Raw genomic sequence first — 20,765 nt, forward strand, 5'->3', positions numbered from 1 at the left:
CCTGACAATCATTACAACTGAGTTGCGACAAACAAATATTGCTGAATCGCCGCTTGAATATCATTTAGCCCATATGGCTTACAAATGTAATGATTAAATCCTGCTGCCCGCAACGCTTGCTGATACCGCTGACCGGCTAAGGCCGTTACTGCTATCAGGGGTATCGACGCCGTATCGGGTGAGCTCTTTAACTGATGGACAATGTCAAAGCCACTAATCCCTGGCAGGCGAACATCTAACAGCACTAGATCAGGTTTCAGACTAATAATTCTCTCCAAACCAGCCTGTCCATCCGTTTCACAAACTAATGAACAAGGCAAACCTTCAACTACATAGCTGAGTAACACTAAACTGTCTTCGTCATCATCAACCGCCACAATGACCGGTAAAGATTGAGGTCGCTGTGTAACAACACTATTGTCGAGACCAATATTGTGAGTCTCCATATGGGGTAAGTCTTAAGCCTGAGTCTGTCAGCAATCAACCTAAATGTGATTCGCTTAAAAAGACACTCTTCAAGTGGTGTGACAGCACTCGAACAAAGTTGGCTCTAGCTGAACAGCGAGTCACTCTAAGCCAACGAGGCACCGCTCGAGGGTCAGAGAGTATCGGTGTTTTTAGGCTACAGCTATGTTAGCATCCTCAATCGAGTCCTGTGAGCACCGACCTGTCACCGGACTCAGGATGGCTGACAACCACCATTGATATGTACATCTCTCACAAGAGAGCCTCACACCAAAGCTGAGCTAACCAGTAAACATTAGAGTGACAGCTTGCCATCATGAGGAAATCGACTGAGGGGTAGGGGATGAGACGTTGCTCAGGAGCACTGAGCCAGTTTGTGAGTCTGACGTTAGGGACCAACTGAAGCCATTGGCCCATGAGCCGATGCTAAGTAGAGAGCCGGAAAGAAGGCTGTAAAGATTTTGCAGTCGGGCTTTTAGGGGTAGCTTGAGCCCAGCTAGATTGACTAATGTAGGGAGGATTCTATTTCGTTGAGTTGGTTGTGGTTAGGCCATGATGTCGGCATCTGATGATGATGTAAGGAAAGAAGCGTTATTGGCGCTGACGGCGGAGTTTGTCAAGCAGGGGCACCCCGCTGAATATGCCAAATACATGGCAATGGCGTCGATTTTTCAAGCCGATTTAGATTTACGTAATGCTCAATTCAGTGGCCTATTACACTGGCTGCAAGTCCAGCATGAGGACATTTATCCAGCCGCGCTGCAAGTAGCTGAGGGCATTCGCCAAGAGTTCGAAAATCGCATTCAACAGCATTCCTAAAGTTCAGCCCATCAAGGCACTCTGTCTCTACATCCTGTGAGCGCAATCGGTAGACAAATCAGGGCTTTTGTCAATTTCACGCTGCATCAAGTAGAGCGTTCATGGTTGAATAGAGGAGCCGTTGTTAAGTAGGAGAAGCTCGATGAACGTTGGTGGAGCGATCGCATTTATTGCATTACTAGGTGGTGGATTTGCGACTGCCATGGTTCTCTATTTTGGAATGAGAGCCGTCAAGCTAATCTAAATGATGATGACTAGTGGTTAATCTTTTGGCTGAGTACTGGGCTAGCAGCAATGACGCTCAGACTCAGCCAAGTTACAGCATTCACCCGCGCTTCGAAATAGGTGATGTCGAGTAGCGAAAATAAAGCAATCCCTAAAAATGCCAGGCAGTAGCCCATTAATAATGCATGGTGGCTCACCGCCGGCTTGAGCGACATCAGCGCTCGGCAGCCGCGATAGCAAATGAGTCCGATGGCCAGCGTAAAGAGCACTGTGACAATGAGTCCGGCTTCGGCGGCCAGCGTGAGCCAAAAGTTATGGGCATGGGCAATGTAGGTATACAGCGGAATCTCGCCGTTATAGAGCAGTTTGTAGTTGCCAAGTCCCTGCCCTAAAATCGGCTCGTCTAGAAACATTTGCCAGGCGAGACGCCAGACCTGAATCCGTGGGTCATCCGTCACCCAGCTCCACGAGACACTCCGGCCAGCCACCCCAAAACTCAAGGTCGTCACGACAATCAAGGCCAGCCCAGCGAGCCCGAGTAAACGCACCCAGCGATTGGTTCGCATTCGCAATAGACTCACTACGATCAGGGCGATCGCCGCTAGGAGGCCATTACGCGACCCAGAGGCAAACAAACACCCCAAAGTCAGCAACACATTCGCTCGAATTAGCCACAGAGAAAGTGTCGATTGTCGGCCCCACGGGGTCTCTTGCCCCTCTAAAAACACTAAACCCAGATTTAGCCCCAAGATGAGGGTGAGATAGCTAGCCAGCGTATTGGGATAGTCAAATAGAGAATACGCCCGAAGAATGTCGGTATCACCCAAGTACAGCCAGTCGATCAAGGGAAAATAGGGCAATAGGGCGGGATTTGGCGCCAGCTTTAACAGGTACTCGACAATGCCGACCAGGTTAATCGGCACCGCCGCCAGCACAAGGACGACAGTCCAGCGATAGATCTGCGCCCAGGGATGGAGTGTCTGTTGTAGATAGACGGTTAAACAAGCCCACAGCCAGAAAAAAGGTAAAAAGTGAGCCAGTTGCAAATAAGCTTCGCCCGGATAGACGGCTTGGCTGGAACTGATCACCATCAACACCGCGATCGCGATCAAGCCACTATTAAAGAGCGTGAAAAAAATCGCTTTGGGGCTGCGTAGGGTCTGCCAAATGCTCAGGCTCAACAAACCCAACAGCCCCACAAACATCGAATAGGGATACGAGAGTAACCCTAAGCAAATGGGCAAAACTTGGTGCCAACGTGGAATTCCTTGCATTAGCCAATGCGATTGTGCGTCAGTATGCGCCATCGCCAATCATTACCACCCAAATGGTTCTCAACAGAATATATATATCTAACCAGACAGACCAGTTACGCACATAGTATGCGTCTAAATTTACCCGTTCGGCATAAGTTACGTCATTGCGACCAGACACTTGCCATAAACCGGTGATACCAGGATGTACCCGCTTATAGAGCTCGTATTTGTCGGCATAGTGGCCAATCTCTTCATCCACAATGGGGCGAGGACCAACCAGGCTCATGTCGCCACGCAGTACGTTCCACAGTTGGGGTAATTCATCCAGGCTGGTGCGCCGCAAAAAGCGACCCACTCGGGTAATGCGCGGATCACTCTTCAGTTTCCGTTCGCGCTCCCACTCTTCGCGCAGCAGGTGATTCGCCTCCAAATGCTGTTGCAACACAGCATCAGCATTCGTCACCATGGAACGAAACTTCCACGCCGTAAAGGGCCGACCGCGCCGCCCCAATCGATAGTGGCCATAAAAAATCGGTCCGCATGAGTCGAGCTTGACGGCCACCATAATGACGAGCAGCAATGGCAGGGTACACAGTCCCAGCAGCAGCGTCAGTACATAGTCGAGAATCATCTTGGTGAGCCGAGGACCATACAGTAATAGGCGTTGGCGAATTTCCAAGCCTAAAATGCCGCCCATATCAGTGGCCCCGACCCATAGGCTAGACAATCCAAATAAGTCTGGAATGATGAGCAAGTGCGGAAACATATGCCCATAGCGTTCCAAGATCGCTAGCAGCTTCGTTCGGGGAACCCCTGGCATGGCAACGATCGCATAACTAATTTTGCGATCGCGAGCGATAAATGGGGCGATCGCCAGCTTCCCCAAAACCGGCACCGATTCAATATCACTTTGTTTTTTGGGGTCATCGTCCAGCACCGCGATCGGTTTAAGCCCCAACCCGGGCTGGCGTTTCAACGTGCGAATCACCAACGCCCCAGTGCGGCCTGCACCCAAAATCAATACGGGGAAGCCCCACCAGCTATAGGGAGCAACTAACCGTCTGATCAAAATCCGCGACAGCCAAACCCCCACTAACGATAAGGGCCAGGCCATTAAAAAGATGCCTCGGGAATAGGTTGTGCCTTCGCGAAACAGAAAAATAACGGCAGCTAGTGCTAAATAAAACAACGTTGTGGTCAAGACCAAACGCCTTAACTCTTCGACCGGGCTCAAACCAACCCCTGGATATAGCCGGGCAAGGCCATACACCAAAATCACCGCCCCCAATAGTGGCCACAAATTCCAATACAAAATCGGCTCAAACTGGCCGCCCATGACATATCGCAGCATGACGCTGATGTAAGCAGCAGCCACAAAGCCAAAGAGATCAGCCACCATGAGAGGCGCTGCGGTAGAAACCGATCGCAGGGAAAAGGTTAATGGCCCATAAGCCGGTTTTAGTAGCTGAGTTAGGGGGGTCATAGACACAAAAGCAGCCCACACCACCGCAATGCGTAGCAAAGCATTAAAGTATCCCGATCCTACAGGGCGGCTGCATGATTACCGGATAAATTATGCAGGTTTTTGAGCGATCCGCATAGGTTATGCCATGGGGGTAACGCTCTCAACAGTCCGATATTTTCCGTTCCCAGCTAGCCCATTGAACTAAACTACTGGGCCTGAACCACGGAACTCGCCAAGTGAATGCTATGTTTTGAGAAATCGTTCAACACCGATGACACCGTTCTATATAGCCCTCTTTCGCTGACGCTGTCACTATTGAAACCCTTTCGTTTGGTGAATCGTCTCTGAACTGGTGATGCAGCTATAGACCAGTCCCATTCCTAAATGTGAGACTGTCGACTAGGTGACGGTTTGAGCATGGCCCCTGAGTTGATGGAACAGAATTGAAGTTGTGAGCATGAATTTTAGCGAGCATTTTTCACGCCCATTGCCATTGAACTTGCCTGGAACTTTAAGGCTCCTGATGGTTATTGGGATGATGGTTATGCCCAGGGGCGGAGTGCTAGCTCAAACCGTACCGCTGCCCCAAGAATGCAATGAATTTGCCGAGAGCGTCAATCGTAATCAAGCCATCATGGCTAACTTTGAAGCCGAAATTGCGACCTTTGCTGAGAATGCCGCAGCAGCGTCAACCTTGGACGAAATCACCGCCGCCGCCTCACAATATGTCGATGCAGTTGATCAAGTGACCAATAGTTTAGAAGCATTGGCTGCTGAGCTGGAATCTTTAGCATTCACGGATGCTCAACTCCAAGGTTATCGTGATGATTACGTTGATGTACTCGCCGGATTCAACGGGGCGCTCGACACTGTGAATGCCGCCATGTCGAAGGTCGCGATCGTGGAGACTGAGTCTGAGTTGATTGCCAGTCTGGAGGCTGTCGAGATGGATTCATCCACAGCTATAGAACAAATTGCATCCCTAGCCACAGATGAATCTAATCTGATTGATGACGTCAATAGTTACTGCGGCGTGGAATAGGACTCTATTCCAAAAGGTATTGACTCCCGGTTGATTGCGTCGGTGGCAATAGGTCACAAAAACCAAATAATGTTGTCAATGCTGCTAGTTTCGACTCCGCCCAACCAGCTGAATGAGTTAATTTTAGGCAGACGAGGTCTGAGCGGCGTCAAAGCCCGAATCGAGGGCTAATGCTGAGTCCCTACTCATCACAAGGGAAGTCAGACGTCTCTAAATAGGCAGCTCCATTTAAGCTAGACTGACAACAGCCACAGACCAGTGCTGAGGCTCAATCAAGTATCCAGGCCCTCGGTCTTCACTCACATCGCTCAAAGCAGAAGACCATACATCTTTAACGGCAGATTTAGTAAAGCCCAATCCATGTAAATTTTGGGTGATTTCTCTTCATTAAAACTTCATAATTGTCAAGTTTAATTGTGGCGATCGCCTAAGGTCCGGATGGAGGGTGAACGCATTGAATCAATGAATTGGCAAGAGATTTTGCACCTTGTATTTGGGAAGCCATGAATTCTCTTTAAACAAGGTATAGCCACTTACCCCTGCTTGCATCTTCACGTATTTTTTTTGACATTCAGCCTTAAATAATTAATTAAATGATCTTAAAAATATCAGTGCCGAGATCTCAGTCTGAATGTATTTTCCCAAAAAACCATGCCCGGAAACCCCTACAAATAAAAGGTCTGGATACCCTGAGATGAAGCTTTCAGTTTTTCACTTATTCCATAAAGCTACCTAAGACATAGACCCGTATTCTTTCACCACAGATGACAACTCTCACAATGAATCAGAAAAATTGATGAAACTTTCTGGTTTTTCAAGGGAAGCATAATTTTCAAATAGTTTATTTTTACCTGATTTATGAGACGTCACTATGGTCAAAGTGGGTTCACGCTGATCGAGTTATTGGTAGTTATTATTATTATCGGTGTCTTAGCCGCGATCACTCTCCCATCCTTTTTAAATCAAGCGAATCGAGCACGATCGACAGAAGCTGAAATCTTTTTAGGTGCTTGGTTACGCGAACAGCAAGCTGACTACCTAGAACAGGGCGAGTTCTCTGATGATGCTGGCGAGCTTGATGCTGGCCTCAACAATTTCAGAATCCTAGTCAACCCCTTTACGAATCACCAAACCGCAGCTGGACTAAATGTTTCGGGACTGCGGATTCGAGCACTGCCAACAAAACCGAGTCTCAAACAATTCATGGGTAAGGTCTGGTACGACCCAGACAGTAGCCGAGTCGATTTTGTTATCTGTGATGATGAAGGCACCAATGCGTTTATGGATTCTAAAACTTACTGTCCTAATTAGTTGCTGGGGACTTACAAATGTACGGAGTTCGTCGGCGATTTTAGGCTGAGTTAGCTTCTTGCCAGAGGGCGGTGGTTTGTCGGAGGCTGCTAAAGTCACCATTCCCCAGGATCAGGTGATCCAAAATGGGCACGCCTAATAGATTGGCGGCTTCCAATAACTGGCGGGTGAGATGAATATCTTCTTGCGAGGGGTCGAGATTGCCACTGGGATGGTTGTGCGCCACGATGATGCGAGTCGCCCCATGCTTCAAGACTTCGCGAAAAATATCACGAGGATGAGCGAGGGTCTCAGTTGCCGTGCCAATGGTAATCACCTTCATACCCAAAATGCGGTGCTTGATATCGAGAAAGAGGACGGCAAAGCGCTCTTGCGCTTGCCACATCAATTCATGGCTCATGGCCGCAGCGGCCACACTAGGGTCATCCACAACCGTTTGCTCAGGTGGGCGCGACTGTAGCACTCGCTTACCGAGTTCGATCGCGGCCAAGATACTGGTGGCTTTGGCTGGTCCGACACCGGGAATTTCCATTAGTTCTCGGGGCGATACATCTCGCATGACGCTCATAGCATCACGCTGATTTTCGCCCAGGCATTGCAGAATGTATTGCCCCAAGCCCACGGCTGAGAGCTTGCCTGGACCTTGCCCAGTACCTAATAAAATGGCAATCAGTTCTGCGGTTGCGAGGGTTTTGGCCCCATAGTTAAGCAGGCGCTCGCGCGGGCGCTCGCTGGTGGGCATGTCGGTCACACGCACTTGATACGTCGTCATAGATGCACCTCAGCCAGTAAGGTAGGTGGGCAAAGCCCTGCTTTCAGTAAGCCCAAGAGAATTTGAGATTTAACGGTGAGTTAACTTATGACGGTCACAGACTCTAACCCGGTTGATTACAAGGCACTGCGCCAACGCCTGGCCCAATTTAGCTGCTTAGAAACCCCTCCCGTACTGGCTGAGACTGATAAGGTGGCCATTCGAGAGGCGCTACGGACATTTAACGAAGCGGCAGACTATGAGACTTTGGGGGTCTGTGCGGATACGCTGGCGATCGCTCAAACCGCTTTGGAGAGCTTTGTTGCAGCCTTAAGTCGCCCGGTACAGCTGTCGCTGGATGCGCGTAGTGGGCCAGTCTTTCTCAAGTTCAATACGCTCAAAGGCGCTTGGTATTTAGATGGCTATACGGGCACATCACGGGGCGTACTGGTGTCATTTCACGCTTCTGAGCCAGAGTTTGACCTGGTCAACGGAACGTACGGCCCATTGCCATTTGATTTGTTTGAATCGCCACAGTAGTTAGGTGTTTTGCCCCTAGCGTTTTGCGATTAACCATCTGTCTGAGGCGCTGAGTTGAGGCTGAGCTGAATGGTTGACACTTCAGGAACTGGACATTGAAACCACGAGTGAGGGGGGCGATCGCAACCGTATTTCCCCAGAATTCTAGAGCCGTCTGAAGGACGACTTGGGTAGTGTCTTGGGGGCGAATAGGGAACCTAATCGGCAAGATAAGACTGTATGTAGACAGTTGTCCGAATATTCCCAGCCTGAAAACACATGAAGATTCAATCAGTCCAATGTCCCCACTGTGGTGAAACAAAACTGCGTCGCATTCGCGTACGGGGCATTAAAAAATGCGGCAATTGCGGCACATTTGTGGATACTCGTCGTCGCTTTTGGTGGCACAAAGCTCGGTCGGCGTAGGGTAGGTTCGATTGCTTCCCAACGCCAAAGGCCGCGATTGGGCGCCGAGTCACTCTCTCGCCAGGGCATGACGCTTACTGTGCCGCACCTCTTCAATCATTAAGATCACGCCGGGGCAAGACTCGATTCTTGCTGCGGCGTGACTCGTTTTGAGGGCAACATAGCCCACCTTGGTGGGGCTTGTTTTGGGGGCGTCATTTTCTAAGTAGGGCTAGTGACCTGTCGTCGCTAATGCCGATCAGGAATTGTGATTATTCACCAACCAGGAATTTGGCAGTGTGGCGCCGGGGCTAGAGAGGCCATGGAGCTGGGGACTGGGGTCTTGAGATTAGGGATGACGGTGCGGAGGTCGGCTTTGTATCAGCAAGCCTATACTGCCAACGATGCATAAAGTCAGGGCAGCCATCGCCCGTTGGGTAAGAGTGTCGTGGGGTTTGAGATAACGGCTGAAAATACCCACCACGGTAAACGCGATCGCGCTACTGCCCAGACTCAGGAGCAACCAGCTGATCCAAAACTGCCATCTGAACTGTGGCTGTTGTGGGGGGCGGCGGGGAGGGGTGGATAGCTTATTTGGAGAGGGTTCTGGTGAGGTAAACCGGGACGGTGATAGGGTGAACTGACTTTGGTCGATGACGGTGTTTTCTCGCAAAGACACGACGGTCTTCCAGGCAAACTCACGATGGCCGGTCGTGCGGCCATAAATATGAGCTTTGTCGATCGCGGCGATCGCGAGCTTTTGGAGTCCTTGGTGCACAGCTTTGCTGTAAGTGGCCTGAGCGGGCGGGGGCTGACTTTCGAGCACAATGTGTAGGGTGCCTGCGTGCTCACCGACAGTCGCCTGGATGTTTTGAGACTGGAGAGAATGATTGAGCAGCAGGGCGATCGCTTGGGGGTGCCCTTGTTGGGCTAGCTTAATCAGCTCGGACTTCTTCATGACTCAAGGGTGCCGGTTCACGATCCCGATGGTGAGGCGATGCATTTTGCCCAGGCAGAAGCCTATTAACTTACACGTTTGGGGCGGCAAAACCCGGAGGCTGACCTGGATAATTAACGTCTTTTTGTGAACCAGTGGTTGGTCGGTTGATCGGGAAACATGGCAGCAGCCTCCCAAGGCGAAGGACAGACGAGCAATCGTGTCGCTTTTTGAGAGGAGACGAGAGCATAGATCGTTGTTCTGAGATGGGGGGATATCAAAATGCAGCCAAATTCATCCAAATTCATCATCGGCGCTTGGCCAAATTTGGGTTTAGCCCAAGAGGACGCCTCACACAAAGCATGACTCAACGGGTAGTCAGCCGCTGGCGATGTCTTAAAGAACAGTGAGCATTGAGTTTGACTGACCGGGAAGGTGTCTTCGGTGGGTCACGGCCCCGGTCTGCAGTTCTGCACATGCGGTTGTGGAAAACCACTGGCTGGCAATTTAGCTGGCGATCGCTAAATCCCTGAGTAAGCGGCGATGGGGCTGAATGGGCTGACCAGATTTAACGACCCAGGCGGGGCGCAGTTGCTGGGGGGCGATCACCTCTTCTCCGGCGGCATCCCGACAGACCCAAGGCGCGTCGATGCGGTCTAGCACGGTGATATCGGCGCGAGTGCCGACTTTCAGGGTACCGAGTTCCGCTTCAGCTTTGAGGACCGTTGCGGGATGCAGGGTGACGGCCGCGATCGCCTCTTTCAGTTTCATGCCCAAGGCGACCAGTTTAGAGAGGGCACCACAGAGGCTGTAGTCGAGGGTAGCGTCGTTGTGGGGCGTGGCAAAATCACCGTGGACGTCACTGCTGATGGTGTATGGCAGCAATCCCCGAGCCATCATGCGACGGGCGATCGCAAAACTGAAGTTGATGCCGTGGCCCAAGTCCAGGCGTACTCCGTCCGCGATCGCTTGCATCAGAGCAGGAGAAGGCGTGTCGCGATCGCCCATCAGTCCATCGGGACGACAGCTGTAACAATGCGCCAGCAAATCCCCTGGCTTGAGATGCGGCAAGACATAATCAATCACCTGCTCGGGGGATGGGCGGTTTTCCTCAACCACGGCGAACAGTTCGCCCGTGTGGACATAAAGGGGCAGTTGCACCGCATCAGCGGCCTGTCGCGCCAGCTCGATCACCTGGGTGCCCCAGCGAGACAGGGCTCCCGACTCGCCATGCACTTTGAACCCGCGCACAATTTCGGGATAGGTTGCCGCCATTTGCTGCAAAGCTTCGAGGTCAACCATGTCGGGACTGTGTAAGGCGGGAGAACCCATGCCCCCTTTCAGGGCTCCAGCCATATTCACGGAAGGAAAGCAGCGCACGTCCGTCTGGGCCTGTTCTACGATGTTGGCCTTGAAGCCAAGGAACGTCAGTGGGCCGCAGCTACCCTGGTCAACGATGGTGGTGACGCCCGCGTTCACACCGACATCATCGGGCCATAGGCCAAAGTCCGTCACCCATTCGTAAACGTGAACGTGGAGATCGATGAAGCCAGGACAGATGAGTTGCCCGGTGACATTTTGAGTGGCTTTGGTCGTGTGGGGTGGCAGTTCAGTGACAACGGCCGCAATTTTGCCATCCTGAATCGCGACATCGTAAAACCCATCGAGGGATTGGCTGGGGTCGATGACGTGTCCGCCTTTGAGGACGAGGTCGTAGGTTTGCATGGTGATCATGGGCTTTGAGGGCAGGGGGGCTTCGGGGGCAAGGGGGCGTGAGGAGCAAGGGGGCAGGGCAAGGGGCTTAGGGGCAGGGGAGATGAGGGGCGAGGGGGCTTTGGGGCAAGGGAGCCTAAGGGGCAGAAGGCTCAGAATCTCTGAATGAGCAATTCTTCAAAAGATTTACCAACAAGCATTAGCCCCCTTTCTCCCCTGCTCCCCTGCTCCCCCGCTCCTCTGCTCCTATCTTCAGTTATGAAAATGACAGGCAGCCCAATGATCGGGGGCGACTTCTTCCAGGGTGGGCATGACTTGCTGGCATTGGTCTTCGCCTTTGGGACAGCGACCGTAGAGGCGGCAAACGTTGGGGTCGGGGTTGATGGGGCTGCGGGGCTCGCCAGTCAGGGGGATGGGGTGGGGTTTGGCTTCAAAGCTGGGAATGGCGGAAATCAGGGCTTCGGTGTAAGGGTGGCGAGGATGGTTGAAGACTTGCTCCACCGGGCCAGACTCGATAATTTTGCCGAGATACATGACCAAGATGCGATCGCACAGCAGCCGCACCACGTTCAAGTCATGGGACACGAACAGATAGCTCATCCCCAGGCGCTCTTTGAGATCGGCGAGCAGGTGCAGAATCACCGCTTGCACGGAGACATCCAACGCGGAGGTGGGTTCGTCGAGGACGAGGAGTTTGGGGTTGAGAGCGATCGCGCGCGCAATCCCGACACGGGCTTTTTGGCCGCCAGAGAGTTGGTGGGGAAAGCGGTTCAGGAGTTCTTGCGGCAGGCCCACCAGTTCGGCGAGTTCAGCCGCCCGGGCTTGCAGTTGAGCCTTGTCGTGTCCGCCTTCTAATCGCTTGATGGGTTCGGTGATGGTGTCGTAGGCAGTGAATCGGGGGTTCAAGCTATCGGTGGGGTCTTGGAAGACCAGTTGAATGCCCTTGCGGTGGGGGCTTTTGGGGAATTGGCGAACCGCCACTGTACTCAAAATCGTGTTGTCGAATTGGATGGTGCCGGAAGTGACGTCGAGCAGGCGTGTCACGAGCCGAATCAACGTGGATTTGCCGCAGCCTGATTCGCCCACCAGTCCCACGCTTTCTCCAGCTTGAATGTTGAAGGAGACATGATCGACAGCATGCAGGTTAGCGGTTTTGCTGATCGAGAAAGTTTTACAGAGATCGCGAACTTGCAGGAGGGTATCGGTTTGGGGGGGAGAGGGGGAGAGGGAGGTCATGGGTGGAGATGGGTGAGATGGGGCAGGGGGGCTTGGGGAGCTTGAGGGGCTTGGGGAGCAAGGGGGCAGGGGGGCTTGGGAGCTGAAGGGGCAAGGGGAGCAAGGGGGCTTTGGAGGTTTGAGAAAAATATATGCTGATGGCTCATCTACCGATACTGATCTGCCTTGCTCCCCCGCTCCCCTGCTCTCACAGTGGTTTCCAGCAGGCAACTTGATGATCGGGAGAGAGGTGTTCACGGACGAGGGGGGCTTGGTCGCAGAGGGCGGGGTCGTAGCGATCGCACCGTTGGCTAAAGCGACAGGGGGGAATGGTGGTCGCCTTGAGGTCGGGCAGGTTACCGGTGATGGGAATCAGGTCGGCGAAGGCTTTGTGGGGTTCGGGGGTGGCGGCGATGAGTTTGGCGGTGTAGGGATGTCGCGGCGCTTGAAACAGGCTATGGGTGGGAGCAGACTCAACGACGTGTCCAGCGTGCATGACGACGATGCGATCGCAGTACTCGGATGCCAGGGCGAGGTCATGGGTGATGAGGATGGCGGCCATCTGCTGCTGGGTGGCCAAGTCTTTGATGAGATTCATCACGGTGGCTTGGGTGGTCACGTCTAGCCCGGTGGTGGGTTCGTCGGCGATGAGCAGTTTAGGTGAGCAAGCGAGGGCGATCGCAATCATGATGCGCTGGCAGAGGCCACCGGAGAGTTCGTAGGGGTAAGCGTCGTAGCGCTTTTCGGGGTCGGGAATACGGACGCTGGCGAGCATTTCGATGGCGCGATCGCGTAGGGCCGCTCCCGACAGGTCAGTGTGGCAGCGCAACACATCGGTAATCTGTTTGCCCACTTTCCGAATGGGGTTCAGCGCCGTACGAGGATTCTGAAAGATCATCGACAGCTCTTTACCCCGCAACTGCCGCAGCGATGATTCGGGCTCTTTGAGCAGGTCAACGGCCACGCGATCGGTCTGGAAAAGCGCACTGCCACCCGTGACTTTCCCGGCGCGATCTAACACGCCCATCAACGTAAAAGCGGTGACCGATTTACCGGAGCCACTTTCCCCCACGATCCCAACGGTTTCCCCCGGCTGAATCGCAAAGTTGACCGCCTCTAGCGCTTTGACAGTTCCAGAGCGGGTGCGAAACTCAACGTCGAGATTTTCGACCTTTAACAGCTGCGGCGTAGCTGGATCGGTTGCCGCTGAGGTTAGTGGGGATGAGGAAGACGGGTGCAGTGTCATAGGTGGTTTGGGCGGGGGAGCAGGGGAGCGGAGGGGCAGGGGAGTAGGAAAAGGTTGAAAAGTGTTCAGGGGGAAGATTTGGGAAAAATGAGGGGGAATTGCGTTTCAGGGTGATTAGGGATTATGGCGATACGAGGGCATGAGGAACTGGAGGTTTATCAGCTGGCTTTTGAGATGGCGATGCAGCTATTTCAAGTCAGTAAGCGGTTTCCGGTCGAGGAGCGATATTCGTTAACGGATCAGATGCGGAGGTCTTCGCGATCGGTGTGTGCAAATTTGGCTGAAGCCTGGCGGAAACGTCGATATCGAGCGGCGTTTATTGCTAAGTTGAGTGATTCAGAAGCAGAAGCCGCCGAGACGCAGACCTGGATCAACTTTGCAGTCAAGTGTGGCTATTTGAAACCGGAACTGGGGAAAGACCTGTCGCACAATTACGATCGCATTCTCGGCAAGCTGGTGAAAATCATTCATAATCCATCTCCTTGGTTGATATGAGCCAGAGGGCAGGGGGGCTTTAGGGGCAGGGGAGATGAGGGGCGAGGTAGCTTTGGGGCAGGGGGGCTGTGGGGGTAGAAGGAGCCTTAGGAGCAGAAAGAACTGAGGCGATGATGAAATTTGCTGATAGCTAAGCATGTATTAAACGACTCCTTATCTCTTCTCCCCTGCTCCCCCTCTCCCCTGCTCCCTTGCTCTCTCACGTACGCATGCGGGGATCGATCAGATCGCGTAATCCGTCACCGAGCAGGTTAAAACAGAAAACCGCCAGCATTAGAACTGCACCAGGGAACAACGCGAGCCACCATTCCCCCGAGACGATGTAAGTCGCGCCTTCGGCGACCATGATGCCCCATTCTGGAGTCGGTGGCTGTACGCCCAGACCGATAAAGGATAGGCCAGCCGCATTGAGAATGGCCCAGCCCATATTTAGGGAAATATGCACCATCATCACCGGGAGCACGTTGGGAAACAGGTGACGCGCCATGATGCGCCATTCGCTGTTCCCCGTCAGCCGGGCCGCTTCGACAAACCCGGCTTCGCGGCGTACCAGAACCTCTGACCGCACGACGCGGGTATAGAGCGGCAGATTGATGATGGCCGTAGCATAAATGATGTTGGCAACGGTGTTGCCCAGGGCAGCGACCAATCCCATGGCGAGTACGAAGAGGGGAAAGGCCATCAGGGTGTCGATGCAGCGGGAAATGATGCGATCGCTCCACCCCCCAAAGTACCCCGCACAAGTGCCTAGCAAACTACCGACTAAAAACGATAGAAACACTGCGACGACAGCGATGCCCAAATCCAAGCGCGTGGCGACAATTACCCGGCTGAGAATGTCGCGCCCCAATTCGTCGGTGCCAAACCAATGGGCCGCTGAAGGTGGCTGGAGGGCGACGGCGGAATTGCTCGCGAGGGGATCGTAAGGGGCGATCGCTTCGCCAAAGATGGCAAACAGTACGAACACCAAAAACAGCGCAAAGGCCCCAAAGGTGACCAAATTCTCGCTGATGACGTAGCGGGTATGTTGGAAGGTCGTAGAGGTCATGCGTCAACTCCTGCCCGTGGGTCAATCACGACGTAGAGCAAATCAATGAGCAAATTCAGCACCACGTAGAGCAGCGCCATGGTCAGGATGAATCCCTGAATCGGGGCATAGTCCGAGGCCACCAGGGCTTCGACCGCGTAGGAACCGATGCCGGGCCAGGCGAAGACCTTCTCCACCAAAATGTTGGCTCCCAGCAGAAACGAGAACACGACGCCGAGGGTGGTAATGACGGGCAGCATGGCATTGCGGAAAGCGTAGCCAAACAGTACCTGTCGGGGGGGCAGGCCACTGGCGCGAGCGGTGCGAATGAAGTCGCTAGACAGCATCCCCAGCATGGAGGCGCGGGTGACACGGGCCAGGGGCGCGAGGGCAAAGAGGCCCAGCGTCACGGCAGGCAAAAAGAGTTGAGAAGCCGCTGCCCAGAACAGCTCTAAGTCGCCCGCCAACAAACTATCGATGAGATACAGCCCCGTGATTTTGGGTGGTGCGCTGTACAAAATATCGAGTCGGCCAAGTGGTGCAGGAACGACACCCATTTTGTAATAGAGCACGTAAATGAGGAACAGCCCCGTAAAAAAGGTCGGGAGGGAAACCCCTGCGGTGGCTAGCAGACGTACGCCGTGGTCAATCCAGGAGTTGGGTTTGGTGGCGGCAAGGATGCCGAGGGGGAGGGCCAGGGCGATCGCAAATACCAACCCCGCCAAGGTCAATTCGAGGGAGGCGGGGAGCCGCGTCATCAAGTCATACACCACGGTTTGTCCGGTCGTGAGCGAGGTCCCCAAATCACCACGTACGAGATCACCGAGGTACAGAAAAAACTGTTCTGGCAAGGTTTTGTCGAGTCCTAAATTGGCGCGCACCTCTTCGATCGCCTCTGCCGTCGCCGCCGGACCCGCAAAAAACGCCGCCGGATCTCCCGGCAACGCTCGCGTCAACACAAAGGTCACAATGATCACGCCAATCACGCTGGGAATCGCGCCGAGAATGCGTTGACCAATAATTTTGCCAGTGGAATGGGCCATGGTTTGGGGAGGGGCTAGGGGATGGCGGAATAAATCGTCAGGGGAGAAAGGGAGCGAGGGAAATGGGGGATGGGGAGCTAGGGAGATGGGGGGATGGGGAGAAAGGGAGCGAGGGGGATGGGGGGATGGGGAGAAAGGGAGCGAGGGAGAGGGGGGGATAAATCATCTGTTAAGGCAGGAAACATGTTAAGGGAGGAAACATTTTGGCCTATCTGGCTCCCAAAGCTCCCCTGCCCCTAATGCTCCCTTGCCCCTTACGCCCCCTTTGCCCCTCACGCTCTCCTGCCTCCAGCGCTACGCCTTCTCTAACTGCCGGAAGTCCAACTGCCGATGGAACCAGTACTGGTAGCCGGTGATGTTGGGCTGCATGGCGACGCCAAGTTGCGGCTGCACCAGCGGAGCGCGGGGCACTTCCTGCCAGGCCATCTCGATAAAGCCTTTGACGTTGTCGTCGTACTCCTTATTGCCCGGTTCCGAAGCGAGGGCGGCCTCGATTTTGGTGTCCATTTCCGGATTTTTGTAAGAGCTGCCGTTAAAGGTGGCGTCTTGACCGTGGTAGGCGTAGAAGAAGAAGTAATCGGGATAGTTCAACCAGCCGCCAAAGTTGTTGATAATCATGGGACGGCTCTTTTCCACCAAGACGGAGCGGAAGTTAGCACTAGGCACCTTCTCAATATTGACGGTGATGCCCAGTTCGGCCAGCGCTTCTTGAATCAGCACCACCGTCGGTTCAGCCCACTCTTGCGTCCCCATATCAAAGGCGAGGGTGGTTTCAAAGCCATCGGGATAGCCGGATTCCGCCAGGAGGGCTTTGGCCTGCTCCATATCGGTGGTGTAGGGGCTGGGCTGGGGCCAGTCAATGGTCTCTGGCTTAGCAGAACCGCCATACATCGGCACCGCCTGACCATACAAAGCCGTATCCATAATGGCGTCATAGGGAATGGCGTAGGAAATGGCTTGCCGCACTTTCACATCGCCCAAGGGATTGGCTTCGCCATTCAACTCTGGGTTGGCGTGCATATCTACGGAATAGAGGCAGTTTTCAATTGGCGTGGAAACGACGGTAAAGTTGCCAGTCGCGTCCAATTCCGTCTGGTCTTTTTCCGACACGGTAAAGTTGACATCGACATCCCCTCGCTCCAGCAGGGCGCGGCGGTTGCCCGCTTCGGGAACGTTGAGCAAAATCACTTCTTTGACCTGGGGCATGGGGCCAGATTTCCAGTCCTCAAAGCGCTCCAACACGATGCGCTCGTTGGGTTGGTACTCTTTGATGGTGTACGCACCGCTGCCCGCGTCATTGTTGTTGAGCCATTCTGCCCCCCAGGGATCGTCGTCCGTGAGGTGAGGCTCGACGAGCTTGGCATTAATGATGACGGGAATGGGCACCGCCATGTCGATCATGGTGAGCTTGTCGGGGCGCAGGAAGTTCACCTTAAAGGTTTGGTCGTCCACCACCTCGAACTGATCGGGACTTTCCAGAGCCCCGGCTTTCATCTGGAAGCTGGGGAAGCCACCGATGGAAACGGCGCGATCGAAGGACCATTTCACATCGTTAGCGGTGACGGGGGTGCCGTCGTGGAAGATGGCGTCGGAGCGCAGGGTGAAGGTCACAGACATACCGTCTTCGGCCATTTCCCAACTTTCGGCCAGCTCGGGTTCCAGCACGGTGTAGTCGTAGGAAATGGAACCATCATCCAAAGTCTTTTTACCGAAGGTCATGAGGCGATCGTAAATCACCCAGGAAACCCCGTAAGCGGGACGATTGGTGCCCACCCGGTGCAAGTCCAAACTGTTGGGAAAGCCGCCGCCTTGCACAACGGTCAGGGTCGCATCACCAGCTGCCGCACCCCCCTCGGCGGTGTCGGCGGGGGCGGTATCGGGGGTAGAGGCGGTGTCATTGCTGCTACACGCTTTGAGGCCACCCGCCAGGGTAAGGCCAGCGGCAAATCCCATACTGGTTTGAATTAAGCGTCGGCGTCTCATGGCAATCTAAGGGTGAAGGGGACAGTCACAGGGATGACCTGTAATTCAAAACTCTCAAGCGATCGCTCACCGATTTCTCAAGATGTATTCTCGAAAATGGTAAAAAGCGCTACGATTCCTACAGGGCGGCGAGTTGCCGCTGGGAGTTGGGTGCCACCATACGATTCACCCCAGCAATTTTTTGAGAAGAAATCGGGAAGAAATCGGGAAGATTGCTTTTTGTATCTTCTAAATCCCAGAAGTATTTAGACCGTTTTGACAGGGCGCAGCGATCGCGCTATCCGCCATCCTCACAGGCTCTGAAGCCATCCTGCCAATGGAGAATGAGCCTGAGTCAGACCATTTCCACTGAAAAGCTGAGCAGAATTCTGGCCAAAAAACACCACGATGACTTTTAGGTGTTAAGGTGTGGGGGTGAAGATGTTAGATATCGGTTGTAGCTTTTGTTTCAAGTATTAAATAGCGTTTGCGTTTTTGTATTGACACAGTTCTCTCCGAAATTTCCTTCTCAAGTTAAGTTCAATTTTGGAGACAACTAATATGTCGATTTATGTGGGCAATTTGTCCTATGACGTCACAGAAGAAGATCTAAATTCTGTGTTTTCGAAGTACGGTTCCGTCAAGCGAGTTCAGCTACCGGTTGATCGTGAAACGGGCCGCATGCGGGGCTTTGGCTTTGTGGAACTCGGTGACGAAGCCAATGAAACGTCCGCCATTGACGCCCTTGATGGTGCTGAGTGGATGGGTCGTGACCTCAAAGTTAACAAGGCCAAGCCTCGTGAAAACCGTAATAATCGTCGCGACAGTTTTTCTCGTAGCTACTAAGCTTTGAGAGCAAAAATTGGATAGTCGATTTTGTATCTTAGACAAAATTTTTTGAGCTAAAGATACGGTAAGCTTCAGGCAATTGTCTGAAGCTTTTTTTATGTCGCAAGCCGGGGTGGAGCGTGAGCGCTGGGCTGCTTTGAAGCCCACGACCGGTTGCGGTTAAGAGGTACATGGTACGGTTACTCCGCTATTTCCCAACGGCGCTGATTTTGGGGTTGGGTCTGGTACTGACTCTGGCGGCGACTGCGTGGGTCGAGCGGTGGGAAAGGCTTTCGCGGCAGAGTGAGTTTCAAAAACAAACGAACAACCTCACCACCGCATTGCAGCGCACCACCAACCGTTACACCGAACTGTTGCTCTCCATCAGTGATTTATATGATGCGGCCAATAACGAAGTTGATGACGCCGCTTTTCGGCGCTTTGTAAATCGGGCAGTGACCACCTACCCCGGCATTCAAGCGCTGGAGTGGGCGCCACAAGTCACCCAACCAGAGCGAGCGAATTACGAGCAGCAGCTCAGTCAGTTAACCGACGGCGATCGCACCTTCATTACCGAACGCGATGAGCAAACGGGACAACTCATTCCCGCTGAGCAGCGCGATCGCTACGTGCCCGTCACCTTTCTCGAACCCATTCCCAGTAACGAACCAGCGCTCGGCTATGACCTCGCCTCCGATGAGACGCGCCGCATTGCGTTAGAGCAAGCGCGGGATACGGGCGCGATCGCCGCTACCGGGCGCATTCAGCTCGTGCAAGAAACCAATGAAAACCAGTACGGCTTTTTGGTCTTTGCCCCCATCTACGAAGCCCCAACCGTCAGCCTGGCCGACCGCCAGAGCAAGATTTTAGGGTACGTGCTCGGCGTGTTTCGGGTCGCCGATGTGGTGGAAGAATCCTTGCGCGACCTGGATTACGATATCGATTTTTACATTCTGGACCAAACGGCACAGCCCAGCGAGCAGCTGTTGGGGGTTTATCAGACTGCTTCGCGCAGCGTCAGTGCCGAGCCGCAGAAGATCACCATTCTCGAAACCAATAGTGCCCTCTGCGCAGTGCCCGCAGATTGCATTCAAACCATTCAGCTGGGCCAGCGCGAATGGCAGATCGTGTTTGTGCCCAGCAGTATGCAGACTTTTCTCTGGGGCACTGTGGCAACTTTGGTGATTGGGCTATTGCTGACAGCAACGGTGCTGATTTATGTGGCGCGCTGGCAAAGCGAACTGCAACGCACTCGCGAATTGAGCGACCTGAAGCTGCGGCTATTTTCCATGGCCTCTCATGAACTGCGCACGCCACTCAGCATCATTTCCGTGTCGGCCCAGTCCCTAGCGGCCAACCTCAACGAGCTATCGCCCGAAAAACGTGCCAGTAGCCTCGATCGCATTCAAGTGGCCGCCCAACGCATGGGCAAACTCGTCAACGATATGCTGACTCTGACGCGGGCCGAGGCGGGCAAGCTGGAATTCAACCCCGAAATCATTGCGCTGGAACCGTTTTGCCAGCAGCTGTACGAACAAATTCATCTCAAAGCGGGACAAACGCTGCTGCGAGCAGGCAATGCCACACACAGCCAAATTTTTGCCGACAAGAGTTTGCTCAGCTCCATCCTGCTAAATTTGCTCTCCAACGCCGCCAAATATTCCCCAGAGCACAGCTCGATTCGCCTGATGATTCACCAGGAAAAAACGGCTGTGTGCTTTCAAGTGGTGGATCAAGGCATCGGCATTTTGCCAGAAGAGCGATCGGCGATTCTGGATGCCTTTTATCGGGGCGAAAATGTCGGAGCGGTTTCCGGCACGGGCTTAGGGCTGGCGGTGGTCAAAACCTGCGTCGATATTCATCAAGGCACGTTGGCGATCGCCAGTAACGCTGATGGGGGAACCACTGTGACAGTGTGGCTACCGCAGGTGGAGTGAGTGAGGGCAGGGGAGCATCAGGGCAGGGGGGCGGTTGGGGCAAGGGGGCTTTGGGGGCAAGGGGGCTTTGGGGGCAAGGGGGACTAGATGACATGTCGAACGTT

The 20,765-nt window shown here is 53.7% G+C and carries 19 protein-coding genes; 8 read left to right on the top strand and 11 right to left on the bottom strand.

The window, feature by feature from the left end; translation table 11 throughout:
* Positions 1-11 precede the first annotated feature (11 nt).
* Positions 12-446 carry a response regulator gene (locus DYY88_RS02825; RefSeq protein ID WP_044150900.1) on the bottom strand — a complete coding sequence of 145 codons (435 nt, stop codon included), beginning with the start codon at positions 444-446 and terminating at the stop codon, positions 12-14.
* 571 nt (positions 447-1,017) lie between these two features.
* Between DYY88_RS02825 and DYY88_RS02830 the strand changes: the two genes are divergently transcribed.
* Positions 1,018-1,284 carry a hypothetical protein gene (locus tag DYY88_RS02830; protein WP_039725321.1) on the top strand — a complete coding sequence of 89 codons (267 nt, stop codon included), beginning with the start codon at positions 1,018-1,020 and terminating at the stop codon, positions 1,282-1,284.
* A gap of 142 nt (positions 1,285-1,426) precedes the next feature.
* Complete coding sequence (petL, locus tag DYY88_RS02835) at positions 1,427-1,528, top strand: cytochrome b6-f complex subunit PetL (RefSeq protein ID WP_044150902.1); 102 nt, start codon at positions 1,427-1,429, stop codon at positions 1,526-1,528.
* A gap of 10 nt (positions 1,529-1,538) precedes the next feature.
* On the opposite strand, the gene DYY88_RS02840 is transcribed toward petL, so the two are convergent.
* Together DYY88_RS02840 and wbaP are read right to left on the bottom strand one after the other, a co-directional pair.
* On the bottom strand, positions 1,539-2,783 hold the full coding sequence (locus tag DYY88_RS02840) for an O-antigen ligase family protein (protein ID WP_160299498.1): 1,245 nt from the start codon (positions 2,781-2,783) through the stop codon (positions 1,539-1,541).
* Positions 2,784-2,802: 19 nt separating this feature from the next.
* On the bottom strand, positions 2,803-4,248 hold the full coding sequence (gene wbaP, locus DYY88_RS02845; protein WP_039729264.1) for an undecaprenyl-phosphate galactose phosphotransferase WbaP: 1,446 nt from the start codon (positions 4,246-4,248) through the stop codon (positions 2,803-2,805).
* Positions 4,249-4,687: 439 nt separating this feature from the next.
* Between wbaP and DYY88_RS02850 the strand changes: the two genes are divergently transcribed.
* Both DYY88_RS02850 and DYY88_RS02855 read left to right on the top strand, forming a co-directional pair.
* Positions 4,688-5,272 carry a hypothetical protein gene (locus DYY88_RS02850; protein WP_130199305.1) on the top strand — a complete coding sequence of 195 codons (585 nt, stop codon included), beginning with the start codon at positions 4,688-4,690 and terminating at the stop codon, positions 5,270-5,272.
* Positions 5,273-6,130: 858 nt separating this feature from the next.
* Entirely contained in the window at positions 6,131-6,583 is a 453-nt protein-coding gene (locus tag DYY88_RS02855) for a prepilin-type N-terminal cleavage/methylation domain-containing protein (RefSeq protein ID WP_052288214.1), read from the top strand.
* Positions 6,584-6,623: 40 nt separating this feature from the next.
* Here the strand turns inward: DYY88_RS02855 and radC are convergent, their stop codons facing one another.
* Positions 6,624-7,355 carry a RadC family protein gene (gene radC / locus DYY88_RS02860; protein WP_039725323.1) on the bottom strand — a complete coding sequence of 244 codons (732 nt, stop codon included), beginning with the start codon at positions 7,353-7,355 and terminating at the stop codon, positions 6,624-6,626.
* An 87-nt stretch (positions 7,356-7,442) separates the two neighbouring features.
* Between radC and DYY88_RS02865 the strand changes: the two genes are divergently transcribed.
* On the top strand, positions 7,443-7,874 hold the full coding sequence (locus tag DYY88_RS02865) for a DUF1824 family protein (RefSeq protein WP_039725324.1): 432 nt from the start codon (positions 7,443-7,445) through the stop codon (positions 7,872-7,874).
* A 733-nt stretch (positions 7,875-8,607) separates the two neighbouring features.
* Here the strand turns inward: DYY88_RS02865 and DYY88_RS02870 are convergent.
* From DYY88_RS02870 to DYY88_RS02885, 4 genes are all read right to left on the bottom strand, one after another.
* Positions 8,608-9,216 (bottom strand): hypothetical protein, encoded by a 609-nt coding sequence (locus DYY88_RS02870; protein ID WP_039725325.1) that lies wholly within the window; start codon positions 9,214-9,216, stop codon positions 8,608-8,610.
* Between the two features lie 486 nt (positions 9,217-9,702).
* Positions 9,703-10,929 carry an amidohydrolase/deacetylase family metallohydrolase gene (locus DYY88_RS02875; protein ID WP_130199306.1) on the bottom strand — a complete coding sequence of 409 codons (1,227 nt, stop codon included), beginning with the start codon at positions 10,927-10,929 and terminating at the stop codon, positions 9,703-9,705.
* A gap of 231 nt (positions 10,930-11,160) precedes the next feature.
* Complete coding sequence (locus tag DYY88_RS02880) at positions 11,161-12,144, bottom strand: ABC transporter ATP-binding protein (protein ID WP_039725326.1); 984 nt, start codon at positions 12,142-12,144, stop codon at positions 11,161-11,163.
* Between the two features lie 187 nt (positions 12,145-12,331).
* Positions 12,332-13,369 carry an ABC transporter ATP-binding protein gene (locus DYY88_RS02885; RefSeq protein WP_084606947.1) on the bottom strand — a complete coding sequence of 346 codons (1,038 nt, stop codon included), beginning with the start codon at positions 13,367-13,369 and terminating at the stop codon, positions 12,332-12,334.
* A gap of 123 nt (positions 13,370-13,492) precedes the next feature.
* Here DYY88_RS02885 and DYY88_RS02890 point away from each other — a divergent pair, with 123 nt between their 5' ends.
* The gene (locus DYY88_RS02890) at positions 13,493-13,864 is read left to right on the top strand and encodes a four helix bundle protein (protein ID WP_039725327.1); all 372 of its coding nucleotides are present in this window, start codon (positions 13,493-13,495) and stop codon (positions 13,862-13,864) included.
* Between the two features lie 199 nt (positions 13,865-14,063).
* On the opposite strand, the gene DYY88_RS02895 is transcribed toward DYY88_RS02890, so the two are convergent.
* The 3 genes from DYY88_RS02895 to DYY88_RS02905 all read right to left on the bottom strand — a co-directional run bounded on the left by DYY88_RS02895 (position 14,064) and on the right by DYY88_RS02905 (position 17,917).
* The gene (locus DYY88_RS02895) at positions 14,064-14,912 is read right to left on the bottom strand and encodes an ABC transporter permease (protein ID WP_039725328.1); all 849 of its coding nucleotides are present in this window, start codon (positions 14,910-14,912) and stop codon (positions 14,064-14,066) included.
* A complete protein-coding gene (locus DYY88_RS02900; RefSeq protein ID WP_039725329.1) occupies positions 14,909-15,934 on the bottom strand; it encodes an ABC transporter permease in 1,026 nt (341 codons plus the stop codon). The genes DYY88_RS02895 and DYY88_RS02900 overlap by 4 nt, the downstream gene beginning before the upstream one ends.
* Positions 15,935-16,228: 294 nt before the next feature.
* A complete protein-coding gene (locus DYY88_RS02905; RefSeq protein ID WP_039725330.1) occupies positions 16,229-17,917 on the bottom strand; it encodes an ABC transporter substrate-binding protein in 1,689 nt (562 codons plus the stop codon).
* Positions 17,918-18,457: 540 nt separating this feature from the next.
* On the opposite strand from DYY88_RS02905, the gene rbp reads away from it, so the two are divergent.
* Together rbp and DYY88_RS02915 are read left to right on the top strand one after the other, a co-directional pair.
* Positions 18,458-18,742 (top strand): RNA-binding regulator, encoded by a 285-nt coding sequence (gene rbp, locus DYY88_RS02910; RefSeq protein WP_039725331.1) that lies wholly within the window; start codon positions 18,458-18,460, stop codon positions 18,740-18,742.
* 173 nt (positions 18,743-18,915) lie between these two features.
* Positions 18,916-20,661: a CHASE domain-containing sensor histidine kinase gene (locus DYY88_RS02915; RefSeq protein WP_039725332.1), complete on the top strand. Its 1,746-nt coding sequence runs from the start codon at positions 18,916-18,918 to the stop codon at positions 20,659-20,661.
* The last annotated feature ends 104 nt before the right edge of the window (positions 20,662-20,765 follow it).

Source organism: Leptolyngbya iicbica LK (assembly GCF_004212215.1).
GTDB lineage: Bacteria > Cyanobacteriota > Cyanobacteriia > Phormidesmidales > Phormidesmidaceae > Halomicronema > Halomicronema iicbica.

Excerpts from the sequence above, each read along its gene's own strand:
- DYY88_RS02825 (WP_044150900.1), bottom strand. The coding sequence starts at position 446 with ATGGAGACTCACAATATTGGTCTCGACAATAGTGTTGTTACACAGCGA.
- DYY88_RS02830 (WP_039725321.1), top strand. The coding sequence starts at position 1,018 with ATGATGTCGGCATCTGATGATGATGTAAGGAAAGAAGCGTTATTGGCG.
- petL (WP_044150902.1), top strand. The coding sequence starts at position 1,427 with ATGAACGTTGGTGGAGCGATCGCATTTATTGCATTACTAGGTGGTGGA.
- DYY88_RS02840 (WP_160299498.1), bottom strand. The coding sequence starts at position 2,783 with ATGCAAGGAATTCCACGTTGGCACCAAGTTTTGCCCATTTGCTTAGGG.
- wbaP (WP_039729264.1), bottom strand. The coding sequence starts at position 4,248 with ATGACCCCCCTAACTCAGCTACTAAAACCGGCTTATGGGCCATTAACC.
- DYY88_RS02850 (WP_130199305.1), top strand. The coding sequence starts at position 4,688 with ATGAATTTTAGCGAGCATTTTTCACGCCCATTGCCATTGAACTTGCCT.
- DYY88_RS02855 (WP_052288214.1), top strand. The coding sequence starts at position 6,131 with ATGAGACGTCACTATGGTCAAAGTGGGTTCACGCTGATCGAGTTATTG.
- radC (WP_039725323.1), bottom strand. The coding sequence starts at position 7,355 with ATGACGACGTATCAAGTGCGTGTGACCGACATGCCCACCAGCGAGCGC.
- DYY88_RS02865 (WP_039725324.1), top strand. The coding sequence starts at position 7,443 with ATGACGGTCACAGACTCTAACCCGGTTGATTACAAGGCACTGCGCCAA.
- DYY88_RS02870 (WP_039725325.1), bottom strand. The coding sequence starts at position 9,216 with ATGAAGAAGTCCGAGCTGATTAAGCTAGCCCAACAAGGGCACCCCCAA.
- DYY88_RS02875 (WP_130199306.1), bottom strand. The coding sequence starts at position 10,929 with ATGATCACCATGCAAACCTACGACCTCGTCCTCAAAGGCGGACACGTC.
- DYY88_RS02880 (WP_039725326.1), bottom strand. The coding sequence starts at position 12,144 with ATGACCTCCCTCTCCCCCTCTCCCCCCCAAACCGATACCCTCCTGCAA.
- DYY88_RS02885 (WP_084606947.1), bottom strand. The coding sequence starts at position 13,369 with ATGACACTGCACCCGTCTTCCTCATCCCCACTAACCTCAGCGGCAACC.
- DYY88_RS02890 (WP_039725327.1), top strand. The coding sequence starts at position 13,493 with ATGGCGATACGAGGGCATGAGGAACTGGAGGTTTATCAGCTGGCTTTT.
- DYY88_RS02895 (WP_039725328.1), bottom strand. The coding sequence starts at position 14,912 with ATGACCTCTACGACCTTCCAACATACCCGCTACGTCATCAGCGAGAAT.
- DYY88_RS02900 (WP_039725329.1), bottom strand. The coding sequence starts at position 15,934 with ATGGCCCATTCCACTGGCAAAATTATTGGTCAACGCATTCTCGGCGCG.
- DYY88_RS02905 (WP_039725330.1), bottom strand. The coding sequence starts at position 17,917 with ATGAGACGCCGACGCTTAATTCAAACCAGTATGGGATTTGCCGCTGGC.
- rbp (WP_039725331.1), top strand. The coding sequence starts at position 18,458 with ATGTCGATTTATGTGGGCAATTTGTCCTATGACGTCACAGAAGAAGAT.
- DYY88_RS02915 (WP_039725332.1), top strand. The coding sequence starts at position 18,916 with ATGGTACGGTTACTCCGCTATTTCCCAACGGCGCTGATTTTGGGGTTG.